This is a genomic window from Pseudomonas sp. GW821-FHT03E01 (genome assembly GCF_059420765.1).
Genome location: NZ_JBWKUI010000001.1, coordinates 212960 through 239348 on the forward strand (window position 1 = coordinate 212960; position 26389 = coordinate 239348).

Genomic DNA, 26389 nt, shown 5'->3' on the forward strand with positions numbered 1-26389 from the left:
CTTCGCGGGCAAGCCTCGCTCCTACAGGGGCGTGGGTGTAAATCCGTAGGAGCCAGGCTTGCCCGCGAAGAGGCCTTCAAATTGGAACACCCCCCGTGGTCGACCCCCGCACAATCAACCGTGCCGGAAAATCCAAAGTCCGCACCGGCCCGTCATCCCCACGCAAACGCTTGAGCAAACACTCAAACGCACTCGCGCCAATGTCCTCGGTCGGCTGGGCGAGGGCGGTAATCCCGCTGCCCACCAGCGGATACCAATCCAGATCATCCAGGGCGATCAACCCGACATCCTCAAACAGGTTGCACTGCAATTCACGCAACGCATGGGTACTGGCCAACGCCGCAATACCGTTGGCGCAGAACAGCGCTTTCGGCCTGGGACCAGGGGTATCAAGAAAGGATTTCAAGCGATCGGCCAGATCACCGCCAGTTTCAACCACCGCGCCCGAGAGCGCCGGACGCTGCTCGATCTGCGCCTTGAAGCTGCTGACCCGCTCGATCCGCGAACTGGTGCCGTCAAACGGCTCCGTCACCATCAGCACATCGCGATAACCGCGTTGTTCAAGATGGGCCGCGGCGATCTCGACGGCGGCGGGATTGTCCAGCCCCACCAGATCGCTATCGAACTGCTCGACCTTGCGATCCACCAGCACCATGGGCATTTCCCGCTGCAATTCGCGCAACTCATCCACGTGGTGGCCGAGGGTATTAACGATCAAGCCTTCGATGTTGTACGAGCGCAGCAGCGCCAGGTGCTGACGTTCCTGCTCGTCATCGCGATCGGTGTTGCACACCACCAGGCTGTAGCCGTGCCGACGGCAGGCGGTTTCCACACCATGCATCACGGCAATCGAATAAGGGTTTCGGATATCGGCCACCAACATGCCGATCAGACGCGTGCGCCCACGTTTCAGGCCGCGGGCCATCTGGTTAGGGCGGTAGCCCAATTCGGCAATCGCCTGCTCGATGCGCAGGGCCGTGGCATCGGAGAGCAGGGCGCGGTCGTCGCCGATGAAGCGCGAGACGCTGGCCTTGGAGACGCCGGCGTGTTCGGCGACGTCGAGCATGGTGACGCGGCTGCGCTGGGCGGCGGAGAAGTCGTTCACGGATAGACAGCCTTCTTATTGGAATTATTCAGGGGCGACCGCAAGGTCTGAAACCGGTTTCAGATAACCGCATAACCCATCGGCTCGTCAAGTTTGAAAAGGTCTGAACCCGACGACAGGGCCGGAGTATTCCGACCAGCGGTAGTTAAACCTGTCAGATCTGACAGTAGGCGAGATTGCGATTACTGCGTTTAATTTCTCCCGAAGCAAAGGGTTTTCAAGGCCTCAGGAGAACGGCGGATGAGCACATCAACACCCATTGGAATATTCGCCGCGCCATTAAGCATTGACGGTGTCGGTGCCGATAAGGTGCTTCCGCCGGACGCGCACCTCAATGGTGTGACACTGCGAATCCCCCCTTGGCCCGCACCTTCGCTCAAACCGGGCAAGAGTGATTTGCTGCAGATCTGGATTCGAGAGCCTGGGGCAACGTCCGACACTCGTTTTTACCACAACCTTTTTCCCGTCAAGGTGGAGTTTCCGACCTCTATCCACTTGCCCTCGCAGTTCCTGCAACTGATAGGTGACATCACTCTGACCTACAAGGTGACGTCTGGAGATACCGAGAACGAGGATGACTCGCTGGCGCAGGTGTTCATCCTCAAACGCCCGGTCCCGGTCAACCTGAAGGAACCGGTCTTTCCCAACGCAACCTTGTGGGGTTACCTGAATTGCAGGACGTCTCCAGCGATCTGGGTGGTGGTCACTGTGCGTGTTCCGGCACAACCGGGGCGGTTCCTTGCAGGCGATGTGTGTGAACTGGGATGGGTAGGCTTCAGCAGCCTCAACGGCAGCGGTAACGCCATTCCAGGCACGGCGCTGAGCATGCGCAAAACATTGACGCAGCAGGAAGCCGATTCAGCGCAGGGCTTCGACTTCAGGCTCGAAAGCGACAAATACGAAAAACATATCAAGCCTATGGTCATCAACGCATCGGCACTCGCTCAGTACACGCTTTATCGAAAGGGTGTCGCTCTGGGTCGATCGGCCCCGGGCCTGGTAAAGATCGACCGGGGCGTATCGGGGAATCCACCTTGCGGCCCATAACCCAAGGAGTCTCAAGTTCAACCGTTGTAGAACACACAAACGCAAGAAAAACGTCAATCCCAGGAACATGCAGCCAGGAGTCGCGAGATTTTTCATTGGGACACAACGTTGATGGTTCAACGATTAATTCATCCATGGAGCATACGAACATGAATATGCAGGTTAAATCTGGCGATGTCCTTGCCTTGCCTCCGACTATTGTCGGTGTGTTGCCTGATGGCCGAATTCCCTATCAACAACTGAAAGTCGACAGACGGGTCACATTTCGATTGGCCGATGTCGATGACAAAACGCCTGAAGGCGCTCACAGAATCCAACTTCACCTGCACCCGAAAGGGATCAAGCCCGTACCATCCGACCCGACATGGGTGGTTTTGGAGTTGTTGAAAGCCAATCAGCCAGCGGCTGACTGGACGTTTCCGATCGATTTTGACGTGACTGGAGCTGCACTCGACCGACTGGTCGACAGGTTTGATATGAACGGCGAATACGCGGAATACGGCGCGACATTCATTATTTATGACGCCCACACCAACGACGATATATCTGATCCACCTCTTGAGTTCAAAGTCGATCTGACCGGGCCTTACCAGCGCCAACCCGGTACGGGCAACGGCACCGGCCCCCGGCCTGCGTTGATCAGCCAGACTGGCTTGCCTACCAGGATTGACGACGCCTGGCTGGCGGATCCCGCCAACGCCGGCGGTCTCGATTTGCCCATTCCTACCGGCTATACAAAATTCGAAGCGTTAACCGATCGCGTCAGTATCTATGTTTCTACGCAAACAACATTTACAGGGATGCAGGGCGACGTCAACGGAGCCTCTGTCGTCGATTTTCCGCTGCCGGTTGGCGGGGTCATCAACATTCCTCTGGCCGATCTGCAGGCGTTGAGGGATGGTTCGTACTTTTATTCCTATAACCTCAAGGATGCGCCAGGAAATATCAGCAACAACTCGGCCATCACGTTGCTGTTCAGTCGGGTAAGTGCCCCCGCCCCGGTACTGGGCGTGCCAAGGATCCCGGTCACCGGTCCTAATGGTCAAACGCCTATTACGCTTGGGACGTCAGCGTTTCCCACCAAAGCTGTAATGGAAGTCGATTTCCCGTTGAACGGGCTTCCCGGTGATCGGATCGTTCCAGAAGTCTTTGATTCGAATGGTGTTCCTTCACCGACAATCCCTGAACAACAAATTCCGCCTGTCGGTACACCGGGTCCACAGACACTGTTTTTCGACCTGGACGATGCGTTTTGGGCCGCTGTGTATGCGGACCCCAATCGCCAGGATGAGGAGCAGTTCACATACAGGTACAGATTGATTCGTCCTACGATTTCATCTGATCCGGTTTCGCAGCCGGAGCAATTCGGTATTCTCGATCGATCGTACGCCGGGCCTGAGCAACCGAACCTGCCAGACCCGCTAAACCCCAACATTCAGCCGGTGGCGGTTCAGGGCGCAGGCACTCCGGTACCCGCCCCCAACACGCTTGGCACGGCACAGGCAGGCCTCGACGCCACCATGACCTGGCCTTTGTGGAGGGATCCAAACCGGCCGGTGACAGACCGTGAAATCGTGACGTTCTACTACCAGGGCAAGCAAGTGGGGAGCCCGGTGGGCGTGCGGGGTGACCAGCCGACGGTCACCACGACATTGCCTTGGGCCACGATCCTGGCCGAAGGCAACGGCAGTGGTGCAACGGCGCGAGAAGCCTACATCACCATCGGATACCCTGGCAGCGCGAACGTGATGACGCAGACGCCCGTGACCCCGGTCAACGTGACAGCCATCGTGATCAATCTGCCTGCGCCACAGATCATTGTTTCAGCCTTCAGAACAGCCACCGGGACCCTGGTGCCGGAGCGTGTCGCGACTTCCATCAATTGTCCATGCATGGATCACCCGACTGTAGCGAACGGGCCGATGCCGCCTTACGCGGCGCGCAGCCTGCGGATCAGGATCCTGCGCGATCCCAATATCCCTACAGGCGCAATAGTGAACCTGGAATTTGAGGGCCGGGTCACCAACACGGCGGGTGGGGCTGCAATTCCCGGCACTCAGATCACGGATTCGAGGCCTATGCCAGCGACCGGAGTGCTGGAATTCAACCTGACGGACTACACCGCCATCAGGACGATCCAGCTGCCAAGCCCCGGTCCGGGTCAGCGACCTGCCACCCGTTTTGCGCGCATCGCGTATACGGTCAACGGAATCACTTCCGAGGGCACCTTCCCCGTGGCGCTCTTGAACTCGAGCCTGGTGTATTGCGAGCAGAACCGTCCTTGATAACGGATCAGCAGCGCTTCGAATGAAACTTCCGAGGATAAGGGCGACAGCAATTGTCGTCCTCATCCGAAGAGGTGAAGTCAGATACGTACGAGCTTACGAAGCAAGGGGATAAATCGTACAAAGACGGAGATTGATCCTACATATCCCCGGGAAAGTTATCCGTAGTCTGGCGACCGTTTTAGTCCGGCTCGCACACTGTTTGAGTCGGAAACTCGTTCCTGATGGAATGCAATCGAGTAGGACTCAACTATGTTGCCAAAGTCGCAATTTCCTTTTTTGAAAACATCGATCAGCTTCTGGGTGGCAACCCTGATGCCTCTTCTGATGAATTCATCGATGACTCAGGCTGCCACTGTTCCGGCGGGCACCACTCAAGCCATCGACGCCACGACACCCCTGCAAACCTGGCAGCTTCAAAGCAACGCTACGTTGAACGCCACCAATGCCACAACACTGCAGATGACCAGTGCTGCTGGTGGTGTGTTCAACTTGACTGGCTCAAACGTCAGCGCCGCAACGGGTTCAGGTATTTCCCTGACCAACGCTAGCGCCAACCTGGACAACTCGAGCGTCAACAGTGCCACCGGCATCGGCATCTCTGCGGTACGAAACGTCGCCAGCGTCGGTGGTTCGAATGTGACATTGCGCAATGGGTCTGTCGTTCGAGGTTTGCAAGGAGGTATCGCGGGCAACCGGTTCAGCGTCCTCAATCTGCGAAATTCCACTGTTGAAGGGACTGGCGCCACCAGTTTCGGGATTCGGATGCTGGAGGGTTCACTGTCGGCCACCGGAAGTACGATCACCGGCGGCCTCAATGGCGTGACGGTGGGCACCGACACGCAAGTATCGACTGTCATTCCAACCACCATCGTTCTGGACGCTACCCGTGTCGAAGGCAAGACAGGGTCGGCGTTGGTGGTCGGCATCAACGCGCCGAACTTTCCGACCGTGGCCAACATCGAAGTGCGTAATGGCTCGAGCCTGGTCTCAGGCAACAATACGTTGCTGGAAGTCAGGCGAGGCGCCTCGGCTGGTTTCCTTGTGGATAACAGCGCATTGACCGGTAATGTAACGGTGGCTTCCGGCAGTTCCGCCAACGTCACGCTGCAGAACAATGCATCGTTGACCGGGGACCTGCAAAACGTCACGACCGCCGTGTTAAATAATCAGGCACGTATGACCGGTAACGTGCTGGGTGCTTCAAGTGTCGCGCTTGATAATGGTTCGACACTGAGCGGTAACCTGGACAATGTCGCCAGCGTGTCCATCAACAACCAGAGCATCATGACCGGCAACGTCAACGCTGCGACGGGCAGTGCTTCTGGCTTGACACTGGATAACGGGGCGAGCCTGACGGGGCAAGTGAACAACGTCGCCAATTTCGCCATCAGTAATCAGGCGCTCTGGCAGATGACCGGCAGCCAGTCGGTGAACAACCTGACACTCAGCAATGGCGGCGGAGTCCGATTAGGCACTAATCAGGAATATTTTCAACTGAACGTGGCCAACCTGGCGGGCAACGGTACATTCAGGATGAGTACCGATTTCAACCAGGGCATCAGTGATTTGTTGAATATCACTGCAAGCGCTGCCGGCGATCATCAGTTGCTGGTTCGCAGTTCGGGTTTCGATCCGGTCAATGATGCTTCGATCAAGGTGGTGCAGAGCGTTGCTTCAAACGCGCAATACGGCCTCGTCAACAACCAGGTCGATGTCGGGGCGTTCACTTATAGACTGGTGAAGGACGGGAATGACTGGTACTTGCAGCCCGACAAGGAAGTCGTCAGCACACCGACCCGCTCGATATTGGCGATTACCGGCACGACGCCTGCGGTGACCTACGGCGAAATGGCTCTATTGAACAACCGGATGGGCGATCTACGTGTCAATGGCGGGCAAACCGGCGGATGGGTCCGGTCTTTCGGCAGTCGGTACAGCATCGGCAACAATGCCTACGGGAACGGCTATAGCCAGCGCCAGTACGGGTTGTCGATGGGGGTCGATACCCCGGTGGAGATCGCGGGCGAGCGCGTGTTGCTGGGTGTGTTTGCCGGTTACAGCAAATCCGATCTCGATCTGAGCCGTGGCAGCTCCGGTGAAATCGGCAGTACATCCCTCGGCGTTTATGGCACCTGGCTGGGTGATAGTGGCTATTACCTGGATACGGTGGCCAAGCTCAATCACTTCCGCAATGAAGCCAATGTGGCACTGAGCGATAACACCAAAACCAAAGGCAACTACAACAATCTGGGGGCCAGTGCATCGGTCGAGTTCGGCAAGCGCATCGACTTCAAGGACGGCTATTACGCAGAGGTGTTCACTCAATGGCAGGCAGCCTCCGTGCAAGGCAAGGACTTCAGTCTGGACAATGGCCTGAAGGTCGACGCCGACACCACACGTTCCATGCTCGGCAAGGCGGGTGTAACGCTGGGACGTGGCATGAAGCTGTCTGACGGCAGCGTCCTGCAACCTCATGTGCGTGTTGCTGGCGTTCATGAGTTCGTGAAGACCAATGAGGTGCGCGTCAATAACAATAAATTCAACAATGATTTGTCCGGCAGCCGGTTGGAGGTTGCCGCCGGAGCATCCTGGACCCTCAATGACCGCTGGCAGCTACACGCGGAACTGGATACCAGCAAGGGCGATGGCGTTACCAAGGACTTTGGCGTGAACATGGGGGCGCATTACAAGTTCTGACGCGAATGAAAAAGGGAAGCGCGGCAGACCGTGTGAAAACGCAGTCTGCCGCGGTTTAAAGCAAATGCCCCGACTTGTCGGGGCATTTGCTTTTCTGAAATCTGAAAAATAAAGGGCCTCTCAGCCCATCAACGCCATCAGCTTTTGTGCTCCCAGCACCTTGATCGCCCTTTTCAGGTTGTAGGCTTGTACCGCCAATGCCAATTCGGCTCGGGCGCCTTTCAGCTGTCTCAGCAAGAACCGGCCATTGCCAAATAGCCATTGCTTGAGATTGCCGAAAGGGTGTTCGACGATGGATCGCCGGCTAACCATCAATTGCGCTGACACTCGGCCTCGAGCCGTCGCGAGGAGCGAATACGCTGAAAATAACCGTACAGATAGAGTTTGAGCAGATCGGCAGGATCGTATGAAGGACGTCCGGTGGCCTTGGGTCTGGCTTTGTCGAAACCCAGTTGCTCAAAGTCCAGAAGCGAAACATAGGCTTCGATGACGCGAACCAGATGGTCATCGGGAATAAGTTCGTCCAGCGACACTGGAAACAGTGCGGTCTGGGCGTGGTTTTTACCTTGGATATAGCGCATAAGAAAAATGCCCGTATCTTGCGATACGGGCATTTTCTTTAACCGGCCAGCAGATTGCTAGGTTTTCACACGGTCTGCGCTGGCTTCCCTTTTTTTGACTGTGTGTCCCGTCCTGAATAAGGTTTACACAGCGGTTATCATTTCAAAACTTGAAGATCGCCATCGAGCTGAAATGTAGTTCCGTCGGCATTCTCTACGCTCACCTTGAACTTGGCTTTGACGTTAGCGCTGCCGACAGCCGGTTCGATTTCGATTTCGCCTGAAATGGCTTCACTTACCACGGTGTCGTCTTTAAAGCTGAGTGCCACATCGGGACTGCTTTTGATCGCATGTTTGCCCACCGGGTAGTCCTTGGGGAGGATGATGATAATTTCACGTGCCGGATAGCTTTTGGCTTTAGTATTCGAAGCGGGTCGATCGATGGCCGTAATCTGTACGGCATCAAGTTGTTGAACGCCGACTTTTACCTGGTCTATCAGTCGGGAAGTGGCAATGAAATCCTCGATGGGTGTACCAGTGTTGGCGAAAGCCTTCGCAGTAACATAGTTACCTGGGGCAAAGCTGATTTGTTTGATTACAGCGTTCATGAATAGGATCTCCGTTCACTAAAAGGAAGTATCCAAAGGCCGTCCGACCCTAACTCTGGATGCACCATGGAAGCGTTTTCCTGACGGGTTGTAAACTGTCAAACCTGACAGGTTACAGCTGTCAAAATCTGTGAATGGATGGCCTCAGCATGCAGGCACAAAACGCTGGTATCCAGGCTGAACAGAGCAGGGGGCGGTCGTCAGCTGAACAAACCGGCGGCAATGTTGATGGAAAACCCCAATATCGCCGTGTTGAACACAAACCCGATCAACGATTGCGCTAGCACGATCTTGCGCAATTCCCGCGTGGCGACGCCGACATCCGCGGTCTGCACCGCCACGCCGATGGTGAACGAGAAGTACAGGAAGTCCCAGTAATTGGGGGTTGTCAGCCCTTCGGCAAATCGCAGCGCAGGTTCCTTGCCTTCCCAGGTGTAATACAACCGGGCGTAATGCACGCTGAAGATCACCCCGATCAACAGCCACGAGCCGATCACGGTCATCCCGGTAAAGCCGTAGTGCAACAGCCGGTGATAGGTGTCCAGATCTTTGCTGCCTGCTAGTTGGAGGGTGATGGCGGCGAGGCTGGCCAGTGCAGCCATGCTCACGGTGAACAGCACCAGCCCGGCGTTTTCGTCCTCGACTTCGGCGATGCGTTTCACGTCGTCGGCTTTGGAACGCATGGTCAGCCAGATGATCAGGGCCAGATACGTCCAGACCCCGGCATTCCAGCCGATGAGGATTTTGCCGAGGATCGAGTCGGCCGGAGCCAGAATGCCTGCCGCGACGCCAAGGGTGGCGGCGGCGGACAGGCGAGGGTGGGTGCGGGCGAGGAAGGGCATGGGGGCTCACGGTCAGGGGCTTTTCAGCACCTTAGCCCTGGTGTGAGTGGTGCATCAAGCGCCGCCTTTCAGGTCAAGCCTAGGCAGGTCATAGGCGTTAAGGGGTCTGAGGATTATTGATGAAAGTGAAACGTCCGTTATTAAACGTAATCTGCGTTCCGTTGGAGGCTATTTCACTGATGAAATCCAGGCGGCCCGTGAAACCTTGCGATGAACCCTCCACGGGCACGTGCTCGATCACCAGTTTGCCGCTTCGTACCGAGTAACCTACTATTATTCCCGGACGATACTCGCTGTAACTTACGCGGATTTTATCCTTGAAGGCGGCCAGTTCATAAGTGCCAGGTCCGAGGTCGCAAGCACATAAGATATTGACTGAATCCAGCGGGTGGTTGGGTACATCGAAGGAATAGGTTTGGGACCAGGCGCGCCAATGTGGAGTATTCGGGCCAACAACCGGGTCTGCGGGGAGGGCCTCCAGCTGAAATCTATTGGCGTTGTATTCTGTATACGCGCCGCCCTCAAGTGTAGCCGTGAAGGTGCCGGCAGTATCAGCCTTTGCAATTGACAGGGTGTCATCAAAGTTTTGATATTCGCACGAGCCTTCGCTGACAATCACTTTTTGCCCCCCAGACTCTGCTGTGAAAAAAAAATTAAAACTTGCCGTCCCGTTGGGGATGTCGAGATTGACGTTAGTCAACTCACCTGACGTCGCAATGAAAGGTCGGATCCCGCTTACGGAGTGAACGGTCCACGATGCACTTGCGCTCGTTGCGTCATTGCTGTTGTTGATCTGGAAGGTTTCATTGCCGTTGGGGGGGAATCGGAAAGACAACTGGATCGCATTTTTTTCATCTTTACGATCAGCCGATTGTGCATTCCATTGATTTGTTCTGGGGTCTTTGTAGAAGCGGTAAAACTCATTGCTAACATACTTGAGGCCATCTTTCACTTCCGCTGTGACAGTGCCAGTGGTTGTATTCTTCATGGGGCGCTCCTGAATCAAAACGTGTAGGTGTGATTGATGACTAGAGCGTGCAGCTTATGGGCCCATGAGATATTTCGGCTACTGTCAGATATGACGGGTGTAAGGGACTTGTTAGTTATAGCGATATTTTATATGCGTTAAATGTCTTCTCGGGCGACAGCTGTTGGCATCGCCCGAGAACTTTGACCTATCCTTTCGCTTTACGCTTCACCCACTTCATCACCACCACAAAAAACACCGGTACAAACACCACCGCCAATGTCGCCGTGATCATCCCGCCGATCACCCCGGTGCCGATCGCCTGCTGGCTTGCGGAACTGGCCCCGGTAGCAATCGCCAACGGCACCACCCCAAGAATGAACGCCAGCGATGTCATCACAATCGGCCGCAACCGCAGGCGCGCCGCTTGCAGCGTGGCATCGATCAGGTCATGACCTTCGTCATACAGGCTTTTGGCGAACTCGATGATCAGGATTGCGTTCTTCGCCGACAGGCCAATGATGGTGATCAGCCCGACCTTGAAGAACACGTCGTTGGGCATCCCGCGCAGGGTCACAGCCAGGACCGCGCCGAGCACACCCAGCGGCACCACCAGCAGCACCGAGGTCGGAATCGACCAACTCTCATACAGCGCCGCCAGGCACAGGAACACGATCAGCAGCGACAGACCGAGCAGCATCGGCGCCTGACTACCGGACAAGCGTTCCTGCAACGACAACCCGGTCCATTCCTGACCCAACCCCGCCGGGCCTTGCGCCACCAGCCGTTCGATTTCCGCCATGGCTTCGCCAGTACTGTAACCGGGCGCCGGTTCACCGGAAATGCTGATGGCCGGGTAGCCGTTGTATCGGGTCAATTGCGCCGGGCCCTGGGTCCAGTTGGCCCGGACGAAGGCCGACAGCGGCACCATTTTTTCAGCGTTGTTGCGTACGTGAATCTTCAGCAGATCGGCGACCTGGCTGCGTTGATCGCCTTCGGCCTGGACCACCACTCGCTGCATTCGCCCCTGGTTGGGGAAGTCGTTGATGTAAGCCGAACCCACAGCGGTGGACAGTACGTTGCCGATGTCGGCAAAGGAGATGCCCAAGGCGTTGGCTTGCTTGCGGTCCACGATCAGCTGAACCTGTGGCGCTTCGGCCAGGGCGCTTTCGCGCACATTCATCAGGATCGGGCTTTTCTCGGCGGCGGCGAGCAATTCGCTGCGCGCTTTCATCAGCGTGGCATGGCCGAGGCCGCCACGGTCCTGCAAGCGGAACTCGAAACCGCTGGAGGTGCCGAGACCGTCAACAGGCGGCGGCAGCACCGAGAAAGCCATGGCATCCTTGATCTGGCTCAGCGCGATGTTGGCGCGATCGGCGATGGAACTCGCCGAGTCGTCGCTGCCCCGATCCGACCAGTCCTTGAGCGTGGTGAACGCCAGCGCAGCGTTCTGCCCGCTACCGGAAAAACTGAAGCCGAGAATCACTGTGCTGTCGCCGACGCCCGGTTCGGTGGCGTTGTGTGCTTCGATCTGCTCCACCACATTTATTGTGCGATTCTTGCTCGCGCCCGGTGGCAGTTGGATGTCGGTGATGGTGTAGCCCTGGTCTTCCACCGGCAGGAACGAGGAGGGCAGACGACTGAAACACAATCCCAGGCCGACCAGCAGCACGCCATAGATCAACAGGTAACGACCGGTGCGTTTCAACGCATAGGCGACCCAGCCCTGATAACGCTCGGTCAGTTGTTCGAAGCGCCGGTTGAACCAGCCAAAGAATCCGGCTTTTTCGTGATGCTCGCCTTTGGCAATCGGCTTCAACAGCGTCGCACACAACGCCGGGGTCAACGTCAGGGCGAGGAATGCCGAGAACAGGATCGACGTGGCCATCGACAGCGAGAACTGTTGGTAAATCACCCCGACCGAGCCCTGCATGAACGCCATCGGAATGAATACCGCCACCAGCACCAGGGTGATGCCGATGATCGCGCCGGTGATCTGCTTCATCGCCTTGCGCGTCGCTTCCTTGGGCGACAGGCCTTCGGTGGCCATGATTCGTTCGACGTTCTCCACCACCACAATCGCGTCGTCCACCAGGATGCCGATGGCCAGCACCATGCCGAACATGGTCAGCACGTTGATCGAGAAGCCCAGCGCGAGCATGGTCGCAAACGTGCCCATCAACGCCACCGGCACCACCAGCGTCGGGATCAGCGTGTAGCGGATGTTCTGCAGGAACAGGAACATCACCGCAAACACCAGCACCATCGCCTCGCCGAGGGTGTAAACCACTTTGGTGATCGAGACCTTGACGAAGGGTGAGGTGTCGTACGGGATCTTGTATTCGACACCGGCCGGGAAATAGCGCGCCAACTCGTCCATCTTTGCTCGCACCAGCGTTGCGGTGCTCAGGGCATTGGCGCCCGGCGACAGTTGCACACTGACGGCGGTAGACGGTTTGCCGTTCAGGCGTGTGGAGAACTGATATTCCTGGCTGCCGATCTCGACCCGCGCCACATCACGGATGCGCACGGTAGAACCGTCAGGATTGGCCTTGAGCACGATGTCGGCGAATTCTTCAGGCGTCGACAGCTGGCCTTTGACCAGAACGGTCGCGGTGATTTCCTGAGTGGTGCGGGTCGGCAAGTCGCCGATGCTGCCCGCGGAAACCTGAGCGTTCTGCGCGACGATAGCGGCGTTGACGTCAGCCGGGGTCAGGTTGAAGCCGATCAGCTTCTGCGGGTCGATCCAGATCCGCATCGCCCGTTCGGCGCCGTACAACTGGGCCTTGCCGACGCCGTCCAGACGCTTGATCTCGTTCATCACGTTGCGCGCCAGGTAATCGCTGAGCGCCACGTCATCGAGCTTGCCGTCGCTGGAGGTGAGGGTGATCAGCAACAGGAAACCGGCGGAGACTTTCTCCACCTGCAAACCTTGCTGGGTGACCGCCTGAGGCAGGCGCGACTCAACCGCTTTGAGGCGGTTTTGCACATCGACCTGGGCCATTTCCGGATTGGTGCCCGGCTGGAACGTCGCGGTGATGGTGGCGCTGCCGAGGCTGCTCTGGGATTCGAAGTACAGCAGATGGTCGGCGCCGTTGAGTTCTCCCTCGATCAAGCTGACCACGCTTTCGTCCACGGTCTGCGCCGAAGCGCCGGGGTAGGTGGCGTAGATTTCGACTTTCGGCGGCGCAACGTTCGGGTATTGCGCCACGGGTAACTGCCCAATGGCCAACGCACCGGCCAGCAGGATGAACAGGGCAACCACCCAGGCGAACACCGGGCGATCGATAAAGAACTGCGGCATAAAAAGCGTCCTGCTTACTGGCCAGAAACCTGGGCAAGTGGAAGAGGGGTGTTGTCGATCTGGACTTTCTCACCGGGGCGCGCGTGTTGCAGGCCTTCAGTGACGATGCGGTCACCGGGCTTGAGGCCGCGGGTGACGATCCAGCGATCGTTCTGCACCGGGCCCAGCTCTACCGGTTGCTGGCCGACCCGCTGTTCGGCGTCGAGCAATAGCACTTGGGCGACACCGGCGCTGTCACGCTGAATGGCCCGTTGCGGCACGCTGATGCCTTGCTGATTGAAGGCCTGCTCCAGACGTACGCGAACGAAGCTGCCTGGCAGCAAGTCGAGGTCCGGGTTGGGGAACTCGCTGCGCAGGATGATCTGACCGGTGCCCGGGTCGACGGTGATGTCGGTGAACAACAACTTGCCGGGCAATGGATAAAGGCTGCCGTCGTCCTGGATCAGCGTGGCTTTGGCCTGGCCTTGGCCCACTTCCTTTAACTGGCCAGAGCGGAAGGCCCGGCGCAGGTCGTTGAGTTCACGGGTCGATTGGGTCAGGTCGGCGTGGATCGGGTTCAACTGCTGAATCAGCGCCAGCGGCGTGGTTTCGTTCTGCCCCACCAGCGCGCCTTCAGTCACCAGCGCGCGGCCGATGCGCCCGGAAATCGGCGCGGTGACGGTGGCATAACCGAGGTTCAGTTTCGCCCGCTCCACCGCGGCTTTGTTGGCGGCGACATCGGCGGCGGTCTGCCGGGCATTGGCTCGGGCATTGTCGTAATCCTGAGCGCTGATGGCGTTGCCTTCGATCAACTGGGCGTAACGCTGCTCCTGCAATCTGGCCTGGAACGCGTTGGCTTCGGCCTTGCGCAGCGCGGCTTCGGCGCTGTCCAGGTCGGCCTTGAAGGGGGCCGGGTCGATACGGAACAGAACGTCGCCTTTATTCACGTCGCTGCCTTCGCGGAAGACCCGCTGTAACACCACGCCGGCAACCCGGGCACGCACTTCGGCAATCCGTGGCGCGGCAATCCGCCCGCTCAAGTCGCTGCTGATTGACAGAGGACGAGCTTCGACGGTTTCGATGCGCACCGTGGCCAGCGGTGCCGATTCTTCGGCGGTCGAAGACTGGTCACAAGCGCTCAGCGTCAACGCCAGGGCAATCAGGCTGAGCGTGGCAAGCAGGTTCTTTGACATGGAAATACCCCAATAATGACTACCCGCATCCTACGGGGAGTCGATGAGGGTAGCGGTGAAGCTTTGTTGGTGCTGTGTGAAATTGTGTAAGGGTTTTGCTCGCGTATGCGTGAGGGCGTATATCCTTCGCAGCTTGAAACTTTTTGCGACGGTCAGGCCGCCTTCGCGGGCAAGCCTCGCTCCTACAGTAGGAGCGAGGCTTGCCCGCGAAGAGGCCCTGAAGTTCGCCACAGCACTTTCTGGAAACACCCATGCCCAACATCCTCCTGGTCGAAGACGACACCGCGCTCTCGGAACTGATTGCCAGCTACCTGGAACGCAACGGTTATTCCGTCAGCGTGATCAGCCGCGGCGATCATGTACGCGAACGCGCGCGGGTCAGTCCGCCGGACCTGGTGATTCTCGATCTGATGCTGCCGGGGCTCGACGGCTTGCAGGTCTGCCGCTTGCTGCGGGCGGATTCGGCGACGTTGCCGATCCTGATGCTCACCGCCCGTGACGACAGTCACGATCAGGTGCTGGGCCTGGAAATGGGCGCCGACGACTACGTCACCAAACCCTGCGAGCCCCGTGTGTTGCTGGCCCGCGTACGCACGCTGTTGCGTCGCAGCAGCCTCAGCGAACCGCAGACCGCTAATGACCGTATTCTCATGGGCAACCTGTGCATCGACCTGTCCGAGCGCACTGTGACCTGGCGCGGGCAACTGGTCGAGCTGTCCAGCGGCGAATACAACTTGCTGGTGGTGCTGGCCCGGCATGCCGGCGAAGTGCTGAGCCGCGATCAGATTCTGCAACGCCTGCGCGGTATCGAATTCAACGGTACCGACCGCTCGGTGGACGTGGCCATCTCCAAACTGCGACGCAAGTTCGACGACCACGCCGGCGAGGCGCGCAAGATCAAGACCGTGTGGGGCAAGGGCTACCTGTTCAGCCGCTCCGAGTGGGAATGCTGAACCATGTTCAGAATCCTGTTTCGTCTGTATCTGGTGACCATCGTTTCGTTCAGCGCGGCGATCTACCTGGTGCCGGACCTGGTGATCAAGGTCTTCCATGAGCGTTTTGTGACCTACAACCTCGATTACTCCCGAGGTTTGCAAACGCTGATCGTCAAACAGTTTCGTACGGTGCCTGTCGAGCAGTGGCCGGCGCTGGCGGCGGAGATGGACAAGGAGTTCCAGCCGCTGCACATCATTTTGGCCCGCAATGACGATGCCGAATTTACCCTGGATGAGCGCGAACGCTTGCAGCGCGGGGAGAACGTGGTACGCATCGGCGACTGGGGCTGGCGCACCCTGGCGGTGACACCGTTGAACGAGCAGATGGTGGTGGAGATGGTCGTGCCACCGGACCCCACGGATGTCAGTTGGTTGTACTGGAGCATCAACGTGCTGATCGGTGCGACGATGCTGGCCTGCCTGTTGTTGTGGCTGCGCCCGCACTGGCGCGACCTGGAACGTCTCAAAAGCACCGCCGAACGCTTCGGCAAGGGCCACCTGAGCGAGCGCACGCAGATTTCCCCCAGCTCCAACATCGGCAGCCTGGCCAACGTGTTCGACACCATGGCCGGCGACATCGAAAACCTGCTCAACCAGCAGCGCGACTTGCTCAACGCCGTGTCCCACGAATTGCGCACGCCGTTGACGCGGCTGGATTTCGGCCTGGCCCTGGCGCTGTCCGACGACTTGCCGGCCACCAGCCGGGAACGCCTGCAAGGCCTGGTCGCGCACATTCGCGAACTGGATGAGCTGGTGCTGGAGCTGCTGTCCTACAGCCGATTGCAAAACCCGGCTCGGCTGCCGGATCAGGTCGAGGTGTCGCTGGATGAATTCATCGACAGTATTTTGGGCAGCGTCGATGAAGAGCTTGAGTCACCGGAAATCGTCATTGATGTGCTGCTGCACGGTCAGCTCGAACGCTTCTCGCTGGATCCGAGATTGACCGCCCGGGCGATCCAGAACCTGCTGCGCAACGCCATGCGCTATTGCGAGAAACGGATTCAGATTGGTGTGCAGGTGTGCGCCAAAGGCTGTGAGATCTGGGTGGACGACGATGGCATTGGCATTCCCGATGAAGAGCGGGAGCGGATCTTTGAGCCGTTCTATCGGCTGGATCGCAGTCGGGATCGCGCCACAGGCGGGTTTGGCCTGGGGCTGGCAATCAGCCGCCGAGCACTGGAAGCGCAGGGCGGCACGCTGACCGCGCAGGCATCACCATTGGGCGGCGCACGGTTCCGTTTGTGGCTGCCCACCTCGGCCTGACGCATTCGTTGTAGCAGCTGCCGAGCCCGCGAGGCTGCGTTCGAGTGCGCAGCACTCGTAAAACCAGGCAACCGGTTCTTCCAGGAAAACCGCATTCGCAGGACTTGCGAGGACTGCGTCCTCGGACGCAGCCTCGCGGGCTCGGCAGCTGCTACGAGCCAGGTGAGGGAACGATCTGCAGTTCAGTCGAGCAGTTCGGCTGACTCAATCAACCCAACCCCCGCCACCTGCATCCGCTCAATCGCCGCCGCCAGCGACCCTTCCAGATCAATCGCGCGGCAAGCATCCATCACCACAAACGCATTGAACCCCGCCGCCCGCGCATCCAGCGCAGAAAACATCACGCAGAAATCCAGTGCCAGCCCGACCATGTAAACCGTGTCGATGCCGCGTTCTTTCAGGTACCCGGCCAAACCGGTGGTTGTGGTTCGATCCGCCTCCAGAAACGCCGAATAACTGTCGATGTCCGGGTTGCAGCCCTTGCGGATGATCAATTGGGCGTGGGGCAGGTCCAGCTCCGGGTGGAACTCGGCGCCGGGCGTGGCGCGAACACAATGCTCCGGCCACAGCGTCTGTTCACCGTAAGGCAACTGAATCACGTCGTAAGGCTTGTGCCCAGGGTGGCTGGAAGCGAACGAGGCGTGGCCGGGCGGGTGCCAGTCCTGGGCAATGATGACCTGTTTGAACTGGTGACCCAGACGATTAATCAGGGGCACAATCAGGTCACCCTCCGGCACCGGCAATTGACCGCCGGGAATGAAGTCGTTTTGTACGTCGATGACCAGTAAGGCAGCGCGTGAAGAAATTGGCATGGGGTAGGTTCCTCCTTGGAAAGTCGGGTGCAAGCATAGTGACAAGTTCGCTGGAGTGCTAAGCCGGCTTCTCAATAACTTCGCCGGGCCCTCCAGTGCTGCCGCCGGGTTATGCCCGATCAGCATCAAGGCGTGTTCCATGCTCGCCCAATAGACAACGGTCATGGACCTCATGGGCGATGGACGGTGAACACCGCAGTGTGAACAATTATTCATTTTTTTCTGACAATCATTGCAAGGAAAGCGCAAATCGAGGCGCTATCCTCGACAGCGTTCGTTGTCCATTTGGAGAACTGCCATGAAAGATCAGGTCCATCCCTCTGCGGCCGCAGGGTATAAAACCGGTGCCGACACCTATGTCCGTGGTCGTCCGGATTATCCACCCCAAGTGGCTGACTGGCTTACGGTTACCCTTGAGTTGAACGCCGATAGAACCGTTCTCGACCTAGGCGCCGGCACCGGCAAGTTCACCGGGCCGTTGGTGGCGACCGGGGCGCAGGTGATTGCGGTGGAACCTGTGCCGCAGATGCTGGAGAAACTGTGCGAAGCCTTTCCTGAGGTACTGGCAGCGAGCGGCACCGCCACCGACCTCCCGCTGCCGGATGCGTCGGTGGACGTGGTGGTCTGTGCTCAGGCCTTTCACTGGTTTGCCAGCACCGAGGCGTTGACCGAGATTGCCCGGGTGCTCAAGCCCGGCGGCAAGCTGGGGCTGGTGTGGAACCTGCGCGACGCCAAGGTCAGCTGGATGCCAAAACTGGATGCGATTGTCAACGCGCTGGAAGGCGACACACCGCGTTATTACACCGGCGCGTGGCGCGAAGCCTTTCCACATCAGGCATTCGGGCCGTTGCAGGTGCAGTATTTCAGTCATGGTCATACGGGGTCGCTGGAGGATGTAATTTTCAATCGGGTGCGCTCGATCAGTTATATCGCTGCGTTGCCGGTGGCGGAGCGGGCGAAGGTTGATGCACAACTGCGGGCATTGATTGCCGGGGAACCGGCGCTGAGGGGGCGGGATGTGGTGACCGTGCCTTATGAAACCGTAGCGTTTGTGGCGGTGAAGGGCCGTTAGATCGGCGGTGCGGCCTTCGCGAGTAAGCCCACACACAGGGAATTTGTGAGCGCCAAAGACCCCCTGTGGGAGCAGGCTTGCTCGCGAAAGGGCCGGTCCAGACGCTAAAAAAACCTGAAGCCAGTCCCGCATTTGGCCGAACCGCTGCCTTACTGCCGGCACGGATGCCTTGTTATAGTTCGGGCCTCATTTTCTGCCCGGTAAAGGATCACTGCCATGTCTCAATACACCGCCTTCAGCGTCGAACTGGCTGATAACATCGCCCATGTGCAGATCAACCGTCCGGACAAGATCAACTCGATGAACGCCGCGTTCTGGAGCGAGATCATCGAGATTTTCCAGTGGGTCGATGATACCGATGAAGTCCGGGTGGTGGTGCTCAGCGGCGCCGGCAAGCATTTTTCTTCCGGTATCGACCTGATGATGCTCGCCGGTGTGGCCAATGAGCTGGGCAAGGACGTCGGCCGCAATGCGCGCCTGCTGCGGCGCAAGATCCTGGCGCTGCAAGCGTCGTTCAACGCCGTCGACAACTGCCGCAAACCGGTGCTGGCGGCGGTGCAGGGTTATTGCCTGGGCGGCGCCATCGACCTGATTTCCGCCTGCGACATGCGTTACGCGGCTGAAGACGCGCAATTTTCCATCAAGGAAATCGATATCGGCATGGCGGCCGATGTTGGCACTTTGCAACGCTTGCCGCGGATCATCGGTGACGGCATGCTGCGTGAACTGGCTTACACTGGTCGCACCTTTGGCGCCGAAGAAGCGCGTAACATTGGCCTGGTCAATCGCGTCTACAGCGACACCGCCAGCCTGCTTGAAGGCGTGATGGGGATTGCCCGCGAAATCGCCGGCAAGTCGCCGATTGCCATCACCGGTACCAAAGAGATGATCAGCTACATGCGCGACCATCGCATCGACGACGGCCTTGAATACGTCGCCACGTGGAACGCCGCCATGCTGCAGTCCACCGATCTGCGCGTGGCCATGGCCGCCCATATGAACAAACAGAAACCCGAATTTCTGGATTGATTAACCATGACTTCACGCTGGACCACTGCAGTACTGGACACCGATCAACCCGGCGGCTGGGCCGTGGCGCGCAGCCCCGAAGGCTTTTTGTTCGATGACAATGGCGCCCTGTTTCCACGGGAATGGCTCAAGCGTCAGGACTTGTCGGTTCTTGCCGAGCACGGCATTGGTCACCTGGATGGCGAACCGGTGTACCTGCTGGAATTGCGCAGTCACAGCGACGTGCCGGGTTGTAACTGGAAAGGCCTGCGGGCGTTCATGCTCGATGGCGATCACACCGTCTACAAGGTTCTGGGCTATGCCGCGCAAATCGGTACCTGGGCCCGTGAGCACCGTTTTTGCGGCAACTGCGGGCAGGCGATGATCCAGGTGCCGCGCGAGCGGGCAATGTACTGCGAGCCATGCGATTTACGCAGCTACCCACGTATTTCGCCGAGCATGATTGTGCTGGTGACCCGTGGCGACGAGGTTCTGCTGGCCCGTTCGCCGCGTTTTGTCACCGGGGTCTACAGCACGTTGGCGGGGTTTGCCGAGCCGGGTGAGTCGGCCGAAGATTGCCTGATTCGCGAGGTTCGCGAAGAGGTGCAAATCGAGGTCAAGAACATCCAGTACATGGGCAGTCAGTGCTGGCCGTTCCCGCATTCGATGATGCTCGGTTTTCATGCCGAGTACGCCGGTGGCGAGATTGTCTGTCAGGAAGACGAGATCGAAGACGCCCAGTGGTTCAACGTGCACGAGCTGCCGCCGTTGCCGGCGTCACGCTCGATTGCCCGCTACCTGATCGACGTCTACGTGGCGCGGCGCTTAGGCCACGCTGAACCAGTGCTGCCAGGCTAGGCGCACGGTCAGGCCGAGCACCACCGTAATGAACACCGGACGAATGAATTTCGCACCGCCGCTGATGGCGGTGCGCGCGCCGAAGAAGGCGCCGACCATCACCGACAGGCCCATGCTCAGGCCGATAATCCAGTCCACTTGCCCGGAAAAGATGAACACCGACAGCGCCGCAATGTTGCTGACGAAGTTCATGCTGCGCGCCACGCCGCTGGCCTTGACCAGGTCGATGGGGTAGAGCAGCAGGCTGCTGACGGTCCAGAACGCCCCCGTTCCCGGGCCGGCCACGCCGTCATAGAAACCGAGGCTGAAGCCTTGACTCGATTGCCACTTTTTCTTGATCGGTGCATCGCTGTCCAGCGGCGCTTTCGGTGTGCCGCCGAACAACAGGTACAGGCCGCAGGCGAACACAATTACCGGCAGCATCTTGTTCAGCCATTCCGCCGGCAAGTAATGAGCGACGATGGCGCCGCTGAGCGCACCAACCAACGTGCCGACGATGGCGTGCATCCACTGCCGTGGATGGAACAGCTTGCGGCGGTAGAAGGTGAAGCTGGCGGTGGCCGAGCCAAAGGTCGAACTGAGTTTGTTGGTGCCCAGTACCAGATGCGGCGGCAGGCCGGCGGTCAGCAGTGCCGGGGTGGTCAACAGACCGCCACCACCGGCGATGGCGTCGATGAAACCGGCAATGAAAGCGACGAGAGCCAGAACGGCCAGGGTAGTGGGGTCAACGCTGAGTTCGAAAGGCATGGAATGGGGCTTATTCGGCAGGGCGCAGAAGAGGGCTGCGGGGAAAGGCCGGTATCTTACCCATAAAGTTATCCGGGTACAGCCGATCGTTCCCAAGCGGGAGCGCGGGAACGATCGGTCAGGGGGATTGTGTCTACAGGCCTAGATCGGAGAGACCTGGGTGATCATCCGGCCGGCGACCCAGTGGCCAGTGGAATTTGCGCTCGCTTTCCTTGATCGGCAGGTCGTTGATGCAGGCGTAGCGGTTGAACATCAGGCCGTTCTCGTCGAACTCCCAGTTCTCATTGCCGTAGGAACGGAACCAGTTGCCTGAATCGTCGTGCCATTCGTAGGCGTAACGCACGGCGATGCGGTTGTCGCCATGGGCCCAGAGCTCCTTGATCAGTCGGTAGTCCAGTTCCTTGGCCCATTTGCGGGTCAGGAAAGCTTTGGCTTCTTCGCGGTTGTGGGCGAACTCGGCGCGGTTACGCCACTGGGTGTCCAGGGTGTAGGCAAGAGACACCCGTTCCGGGTCACGGGAGTTCCAGCCATCTTCGGCCAGGCGAACTTTTTCGATGGCCGATTCACGGGTAAACGGCGGCAATGGCGGACGAACTTCGGCAGTAGACATATTAAGTCTCCCTATCAAATTAACGTTCAAGCAAGTTGTCGGGCTTATTTAAAGTGTTACAGGTCCAATAACTTTCGCGCCATGCATTGCGCATTATCGGCGGCACTGTGATCACCCATCACAAGCGCTACGGTAATGGCACCGTCGATCAGGATCAGCAGCTGTCTGGCCAGCGTCTCCGGGTCTGTTGCGCCATGTTCGGTACAGAGCTCGCGCACGTAGTCGAGCAGCTTCTGTTTGTGGTCTTTGGCGACCAGGCGAACCGGGTCTTGCGGGTCGCCGGTTTCGCCGCTGGTATTGATGAATGCGCAGCCGCGGAAGCCTTCGGAGACGAACCAGGCCTTGAGCACGGTAAACAGGTTGAGCAGCCGCTCGGCCGGGGTTTGGGCCGTGCCGACTTCGCTCCGGTACCAGTGCATCCAGCGCTCATCGCGGCGTTGCAGGGCCGCGACGACAAGCTCCTCCTTGTTGGCGAAGTAGCGGTAAATACTTTTTCTGGAGACGCCGGCGGTTTTCACCAGAAGATCCATGCCGGTGGCAGCGATGCCACTTTTGTAGATCAACTTTTCGGTGACATCCAGAATGATGTCGCGTGTGTCGTTGCTAATGATTTCGTTCATGTGGCTAACAGTAGAATGATCGTTCTTCATGGTCAAGTAGTTATTTGTAGCGCCTATGAAATTGCCTTCGCGGGCAAGCCTCGCTCCTACAGGATTTGTGTTCCAAACGACGAAAAAACGTAGGAGCGAGGCTTGCCCGCGAAGAGGTCTTTACAGACAGTAACAAGACCCAAACCCATCCATGGTGTAAGCTCTCAGGCTCTTCGGATTCGACCCTTTGCGAGCCCTATGCCGTTGCTTTTCAAACGTTCTCTGCTGCCTAAATTGCGCAGTTTTCCGCTGACCGCCGATGCCGTCACCATCCTCTCTGGCGCTGCCGAGTTCCGTCGTTGCCTGCTGGAAAAAATCGCTCAGGCGACCCGGCGTATCTATATTGTTGCGCTGTACCTGCAACAGGATGAGGCCGGCCAGGAAATCCTCGATGCGCTGCACGCGGCCAAACTGGCACGTCCGGAACTGGACGTGGTGGTGGTCGTGGACTGGCTGCGCGCCCAGCGCGGCTTGATCGGTGCCGGCAAGCAACCGGGCAACTCAGCCTGGTATCAGGAAACCACCCGTACCCACGAAAGCGAAGTGCCGGTGTACGGCGTGCCGGTGCAGACCCGCGAACTGTTCGGCGTACTGCATTTGAAAGGCTTCGTGATCGACGATTGCGTGATCTACAGCGGCGCGAGCCTGAACAACGTTTACCTGCACAAATTCGACAAGTACCGCTTCGACCGTTATCACCTGCTGCAGAATCAGGCGCTCGCCGATTCGATGCATCACTTGATCCAGCACGGCTTGATCACCTCCAAAGCGGTGCATCGCCTAGACCTGCCGAACCTGCCGACCACCCGCAGTCTGCGCCACGACATCGGCGACCTGCGCAGCCGTCTCAAGCACGCGGCGTACGACACCACGGCGGGCAGCACGGCAAAGGGCGGTTTATCGGTCAGTCCGTTGCTCGGTGTGGGCAAGAACAACCCGTTGAGTCGAGTCATCTGCGAGCTGATCGCCAGTGCGCAGCATCAGCTGACCATCTGCACGCCGTACTTCAACCTGCCGCTGGCGGTGACCCGGGAAATCAATCGGGCCCTGGCTCGCGGCGTGAAGATCGACATCATCGTCGGCGACAAGACCGCCAACGACTTCTACATCCCGCCCAGCGAGCCGTTCAAGGTGATCGCGGCGCTGCCATACCTCTACGAAATCAGCCTGCGACGTTTCGCCAAGCGTCATCAGCGCAACATCGACAGCGGCAAGCTGAACCTGCATCTGTGGAAGGATGGTGACAACAGCTATCATCTCAAGGGCATGTGGATCGATCAGCGCTACACCTTGCTGACCGGCAACAACCTCAATCCACGGGCGTTCCGTCTCGACCTGGAAAATGCGTTGCTGATTGATGATCCGAAAGGCGAGTTGCTGGAGCCGCGTGGCAAGGAACTGGCGGAAATTTTCCAGCACACCCGCCGTATTGAGCGTTACCTGGATCTGCAAACGCTGCCGGATTACCCGGCGGGAGTGGCCAAGTTTCTCAAGCGTGTGAGTCGGGTGCGGATCGAGCGGTTGTTGTATCGGATTTTGTAGGGCTCAAAAGCAAAGATTGCAGCCTTCGGCAGCTCCGCGCCTGTGGGCGCCGCCGAAGGCTGCGATCTTTTCACAGACAACGCCGATATTCAGTTCAACCCCAACTTCCCCCGCAACATCGACAAGTCCTCAGCCAAGGTATTCACCGGCCCGACCAGCGCTTTGCGGTCGCTGTCCTTCACCTTGTCATACGTTTCAAAACCACCCCCTGTAGTTTTGTACTTGGCTAACGTCTTGTTCACCGTAGCGAAGTTCTTGTCGACTTTGGCCATGAATGCCGCGTCTTGCTTCTCGATCTGCGGACGGAACAGGTCGACGATTTTCTTCGCGCCGTCGATGTTGCCCTGGAAATCATAGAGGTCGGTGTGGCTGTAGCGATCTTCCTCGCCGGATATCTTGGTGGCGGCCACTTCTTCAAGCAGCGCAGCGGCGCCGCCGACGACTTTTTCCGGTGGGAAGGTCAGGCCGGCGACGCGGGTTTGCAGGTCTTTCACGTCTTTGTTCAAGCCGTCAGCCAGCTTGTCCAGACCCTGGGTGCTGTTCTCTGAAAACAATGAATATTCGATGCGATGGAAACCGGTGAAGTCTTCGGCCTTCACGCCTTTTTCGTGGTCGTCGACCCGGGAGTCGATGGACGCATCGAGGTCACTGAACAACTCGGCAATCGGTTCGATCGACTCGTAATAGACGCGGGTCGGTGCGTAGAGCTTTTTGGCGGTGGCCAGGTCGCCTTTTTTCACTGCATCGGTGAATTGCTGAGTGTGGCTGGCGAGTTCATCCAGCTGTTCGGTGACGTAGATCTTGTAGTCCGAGATCGGCCCCACCAACTCCAGCGGCGCCGTCGCCGCGAAAGCCGAAAACGGGGTGTTGAGCAAACCAAGGGTCAGCAGTAACGCGAGGGGCGACTTTTTCATGGGACGGTTCCGTGGAGTGGTAAGGGTCAGACTGAGGCTTTGGGTTGTGTAGCGTTGAGCAGCGAGCGGCCGATGAAGTCCTTGTCGCCGGTCACACCCGGCAGGGTGAAGAAGTACCCGCCGCCAACCGGTTTCAGGTATTCCTCCAACGGCTCGCCATTGAGTCGGGTCTGCACGGTGATGAAGCCTTTTTGCAAATCCGCCTGGTAACAGATGAACAGCAAACCCATGTCCAGCTGACCGTTCTTGTTCACGCCGTTGGAGTAGTTGAACGGCCGGCGCAGGATCAGATTGGCCTGGGTTGCGGCGGTGCGCGGGTTGGCTAGGCGGATGTGGGCGTCGAGTTTGGTCAGCTTGCCTTCCGGGTCTTTGGCGTAATCCGGGACTTGGGTTTCATGCGCACCATCCATCGGTGCACCGGTGCTCTTGACCCGGCCGATAATGCTTTGCTGTTCTTGCAGCGGCGTGCGGTCCCAGCGCTCGACGAAGTTGCGGATGATCCGCACCGCCTGGTAGCTGCCGTTGACCGCCCAGGCCGGTTCGTCGCTGCCGGGCTGGACCCAGACGATGCTGTCCATGGCCTTGGCGTCGTTGGAGTCGGGGTTGGCCGAGCCGTCGCGAAAACCCAGAAAGTTGCGTGCGCTTTGCGCCGGCACACCGGGTTTCGTCGGGGCTTGCGGAGGCACGCTGCCTTCCTGCTTCCAGCGCACCAGCAACAGGTCCGGCAGGTTTTTCACGATGTCGCGCAGGGCGTGGATGTTGGTGTCGGCGGTGTTGGAGCAGAACTGCAGGCTAAGGTCGCCGTGGCAGCAGTCGGCCTCCAGTGCGTCGTTGGGGAAACCGACCATGCGGATCAGCCGCTTGGGCTTGGCGCCGGCCAGACCGAAGCGCTCGTCGAACAGCGACTCGCCCACCGATACGGTGATGGTCAGGTTGTCCGGTGTGACCACCGGGCCAAGAATCCCCGAGTCCAGCGGCGGCAGTTTGGGGTCTACCTGCGCCACCGGACCGCCCTGCATCAGGAACGCGATACGCTCGTTGAGCGTGCGAAACAGCCGCTCCAGATCTGCGCGGTCGCTGGCCAATACGTCGAACGACACCAGCATGCCGGATGTTGGGCGCGGGGTGACGATGCCGGTCTGGTGCTGGCCGTGGAAGGCGTGGCGGTCCTCGGTCTTGTCGCTGCTCGGTGCTTCGGTGACTTGCGCCGGGGTCGCGGCCATGACCGGGCAACTCAGGGCCGAACCGGCTATCGCCACACCGGCGGCTCCCATACCCATCAATACACGACGGCGTTGTGCTGAAAACTGTTCTGAGTCGTTCATCTG

At 58.7% G+C, this 26389-nt stretch carries 21 protein-coding genes and 2 pseudogenes; 9 read left to right on the forward strand and 14 right to left on the reverse strand.

Going from position 1 to position 26389, the window contains the following annotated elements; all coding sequences use genetic code 11:
• Positions 1 to 76: 76 nt before the first annotated feature.
• Positions 77 to 1105 carry a LacI family DNA-binding transcriptional regulator gene (locus AC07VO_RS01110; RefSeq protein ID WP_192350455.1) on the reverse strand — a complete coding sequence of 343 codons (1029 nt, stop codon included), beginning with the start codon at positions 1103 to 1105 and terminating at the stop codon, positions 77 to 79.
• Between the two features lie 240 nt (positions 1106 to 1345).
• Between AC07VO_RS01110 and AC07VO_RS01115 the strand changes: the two genes are divergently transcribed.
• The 3 genes from AC07VO_RS01115 to AC07VO_RS01125 all read left to right on the forward strand — a co-directional run bounded on the left by AC07VO_RS01115 (position 1346) and on the right by AC07VO_RS01125 (position 7137).
• A complete protein-coding gene (locus AC07VO_RS01115; RefSeq protein WP_225609185.1) occupies positions 1346 to 2152 on the forward strand; it encodes a hypothetical protein in 807 nt (268 codons plus the stop codon).
• A gap of 149 nt (positions 2153 to 2301) precedes the next feature.
• The gene (locus tag AC07VO_RS01120; RefSeq protein ID WP_225609186.1) at positions 2302 to 4437 is read left to right on the forward strand and encodes a hypothetical protein; all 2136 of its coding nucleotides are present in this window, start codon (positions 2302 to 2304) and stop codon (positions 4435 to 4437) included.
• 339 nt (positions 4438 to 4776) lie between these two features.
• A complete protein-coding gene (locus AC07VO_RS01125; RefSeq protein ID WP_225609187.1) occupies positions 4777 to 7137 on the forward strand; it encodes an autotransporter outer membrane beta-barrel domain-containing protein in 2361 nt (786 codons plus the stop codon).
• Between the two features lie 120 nt (positions 7138 to 7257).
• Here AC07VO_RS01125 and AC07VO_RS01130 read toward each other — a convergent pair.
• The 7 genes and pseudogenes from AC07VO_RS01130 to AC07VO_RS01160 form a co-directional block, all read right to left on the reverse strand.
• Positions 7258 to 7449 (reverse strand): annotated as a pseudogene (locus tag AC07VO_RS01130) (transposase); the annotation flags it as partial.
• A gap of 2 nt (positions 7450 to 7451) precedes the next feature.
• A pseudogene (locus AC07VO_RS01135) lies at positions 7452 to 7718 on the reverse strand (transposase); the annotation flags it as partial.
• Between the two features lie 137 nt (positions 7719 to 7855).
• On the reverse strand, positions 7856 to 8305 hold the full coding sequence (locus AC07VO_RS01140; protein ID WP_086944331.1) for a hypothetical protein: 450 nt from the start codon (positions 8303 to 8305) through the stop codon (positions 7856 to 7858).
• A gap of 200 nt (positions 8306 to 8505) precedes the next feature.
• On the reverse strand, positions 8506 to 9147 hold the full coding sequence (locus AC07VO_RS01145) for a DUF1345 domain-containing protein (RefSeq protein WP_019649642.1): 642 nt from the start codon (positions 9145 to 9147) through the stop codon (positions 8506 to 8508).
• A 97-nt stretch (positions 9148 to 9244) separates the two neighbouring features.
• Positions 9245 to 10135, reverse strand: coding sequence for a hypothetical protein (locus AC07VO_RS01150; RefSeq protein ID WP_192350462.1), 891 nt, complete (start codon positions 10133 to 10135; stop codon positions 9245 to 9247).
• Positions 10136 to 10322: 187 nt separating this feature from the next.
• Positions 10323 to 13418 carry a multidrug efflux RND transporter permease subunit gene (locus AC07VO_RS01155; RefSeq protein WP_192350464.1) on the reverse strand — a complete coding sequence of 1032 codons (3096 nt, stop codon included), beginning with the start codon at positions 13416 to 13418 and terminating at the stop codon, positions 10323 to 10325.
• Positions 13419 to 13432: 14 nt separating this feature from the next.
• Positions 13433 to 14590, reverse strand: coding sequence for an efflux RND transporter periplasmic adaptor subunit (locus AC07VO_RS01160; RefSeq protein WP_018929112.1), 1158 nt, complete (start codon positions 14588 to 14590; stop codon positions 13433 to 13435).
• 251 nt (positions 14591 to 14841) lie between these two features.
• Between AC07VO_RS01160 and AC07VO_RS01165 the strand changes: the two genes are divergently transcribed.
• Both AC07VO_RS01165 and AC07VO_RS01170 read left to right on the forward strand, forming a co-directional pair.
• Positions 14842 to 15543, forward strand: a complete 702-nt coding sequence (locus tag AC07VO_RS01165; RefSeq protein ID WP_018929113.1) for a response regulator — start codon at positions 14842 to 14844, stop codon at positions 15541 to 15543.
• 3 nt (positions 15544 to 15546) lie between these two features.
• Positions 15547 to 16848: an ATP-binding protein gene (locus tag AC07VO_RS01170; protein WP_064617753.1), complete on the forward strand. Its 1302-nt coding sequence runs from the start codon at positions 15547 to 15549 to the stop codon at positions 16846 to 16848.
• 182 nt (positions 16849 to 17030) lie between these two features.
• Here the strand turns inward: AC07VO_RS01170 and pncA are convergent, their stop codons facing one another.
• Positions 17031 to 17660 carry a bifunctional nicotinamidase/pyrazinamidase gene (gene pncA, locus AC07VO_RS01175; RefSeq protein ID WP_111453290.1) on the reverse strand — a complete coding sequence of 210 codons (630 nt, stop codon included), beginning with the start codon at positions 17658 to 17660 and terminating at the stop codon, positions 17031 to 17033.
• Positions 17661 to 17958: 298 nt separating this feature from the next.
• Here pncA and AC07VO_RS01180 point away from each other — a divergent pair, with 298 nt between their 5' ends.
• From AC07VO_RS01180 to nudC, 3 genes are all read left to right on the forward strand, one after another.
• Positions 17959 to 18732: a class I SAM-dependent methyltransferase gene (locus AC07VO_RS01180; protein ID WP_018929116.1), complete on the forward strand. Its 774-nt coding sequence runs from the start codon at positions 17959 to 17961 to the stop codon at positions 18730 to 18732.
• Positions 18733 to 18948: 216 nt separating this feature from the next.
• Entirely contained in the window at positions 18949 to 19761 is an 813-nt protein-coding gene (locus AC07VO_RS01185; protein ID WP_192350468.1) for a crotonase/enoyl-CoA hydratase family protein, read from the forward strand.
• Between the two features lie 6 nt (positions 19762 to 19767).
• Complete coding sequence (gene nudC, locus AC07VO_RS01190) at positions 19768 to 20598, forward strand: NAD(+) diphosphatase (RefSeq protein ID WP_192350470.1); 831 nt, start codon at positions 19768 to 19770, stop codon at positions 20596 to 20598.
• Here nudC and AC07VO_RS01195 read toward each other — a convergent pair.
• The 3 genes from AC07VO_RS01195 to AC07VO_RS01205 all read right to left on the reverse strand — a co-directional run bounded on the left by AC07VO_RS01195 (position 20566) and on the right by AC07VO_RS01205 (position 22575).
• The gene (locus tag AC07VO_RS01195; RefSeq protein WP_018929119.1) at positions 20566 to 21345 is read right to left on the reverse strand and encodes a TSUP family transporter; all 780 of its coding nucleotides are present in this window, start codon (positions 21343 to 21345) and stop codon (positions 20566 to 20568) included. The genes nudC and AC07VO_RS01195 overlap by 33 nt on opposite strands.
• Positions 21346 to 21478: 133 nt before the next feature.
• Positions 21479 to 21955: a nuclear transport factor 2 family protein gene (locus tag AC07VO_RS01200; protein ID WP_018929120.1), complete on the reverse strand. Its 477-nt coding sequence runs from the start codon at positions 21953 to 21955 to the stop codon at positions 21479 to 21481.
• A gap of 56 nt (positions 21956 to 22011) precedes the next feature.
• Positions 22012 to 22575, reverse strand: a complete 564-nt coding sequence (locus AC07VO_RS01205; protein ID WP_064617761.1) for a TetR/AcrR family transcriptional regulator — start codon at positions 22573 to 22575, stop codon at positions 22012 to 22014.
• 228 nt (positions 22576 to 22803) lie between these two features.
• On the opposite strand from AC07VO_RS01205, the gene pssA reads away from it, so the two are divergent.
• On the forward strand, positions 22804 to 24147 hold the full coding sequence (gene pssA, locus AC07VO_RS01210) for a CDP-diacylglycerol--serine O-phosphatidyltransferase (RefSeq protein WP_192350472.1): 1344 nt from the start codon (positions 22804 to 22806) through the stop codon (positions 24145 to 24147).
• A gap of 89 nt (positions 24148 to 24236) precedes the next feature.
• Here the strand turns inward: pssA and efeO are convergent, their stop codons facing one another.
• Both efeO and efeB read right to left on the reverse strand, forming a co-directional pair.
• Positions 24237 to 25061, reverse strand: coding sequence for an iron uptake system protein EfeO (efeO, locus tag AC07VO_RS01215; protein WP_018929123.1), 825 nt, complete (start codon positions 25059 to 25061; stop codon positions 24237 to 24239).
• Between the two features lie 26 nt (positions 25062 to 25087).
• Complete coding sequence (gene efeB / locus AC07VO_RS01220) at positions 25088 to 26386, reverse strand: iron uptake transporter deferrochelatase/peroxidase subunit (RefSeq protein WP_111453295.1); 1299 nt, start codon at positions 26384 to 26386, stop codon at positions 25088 to 25090.
• Positions 26387 to 26389: the final 3 nt, after the last annotated feature.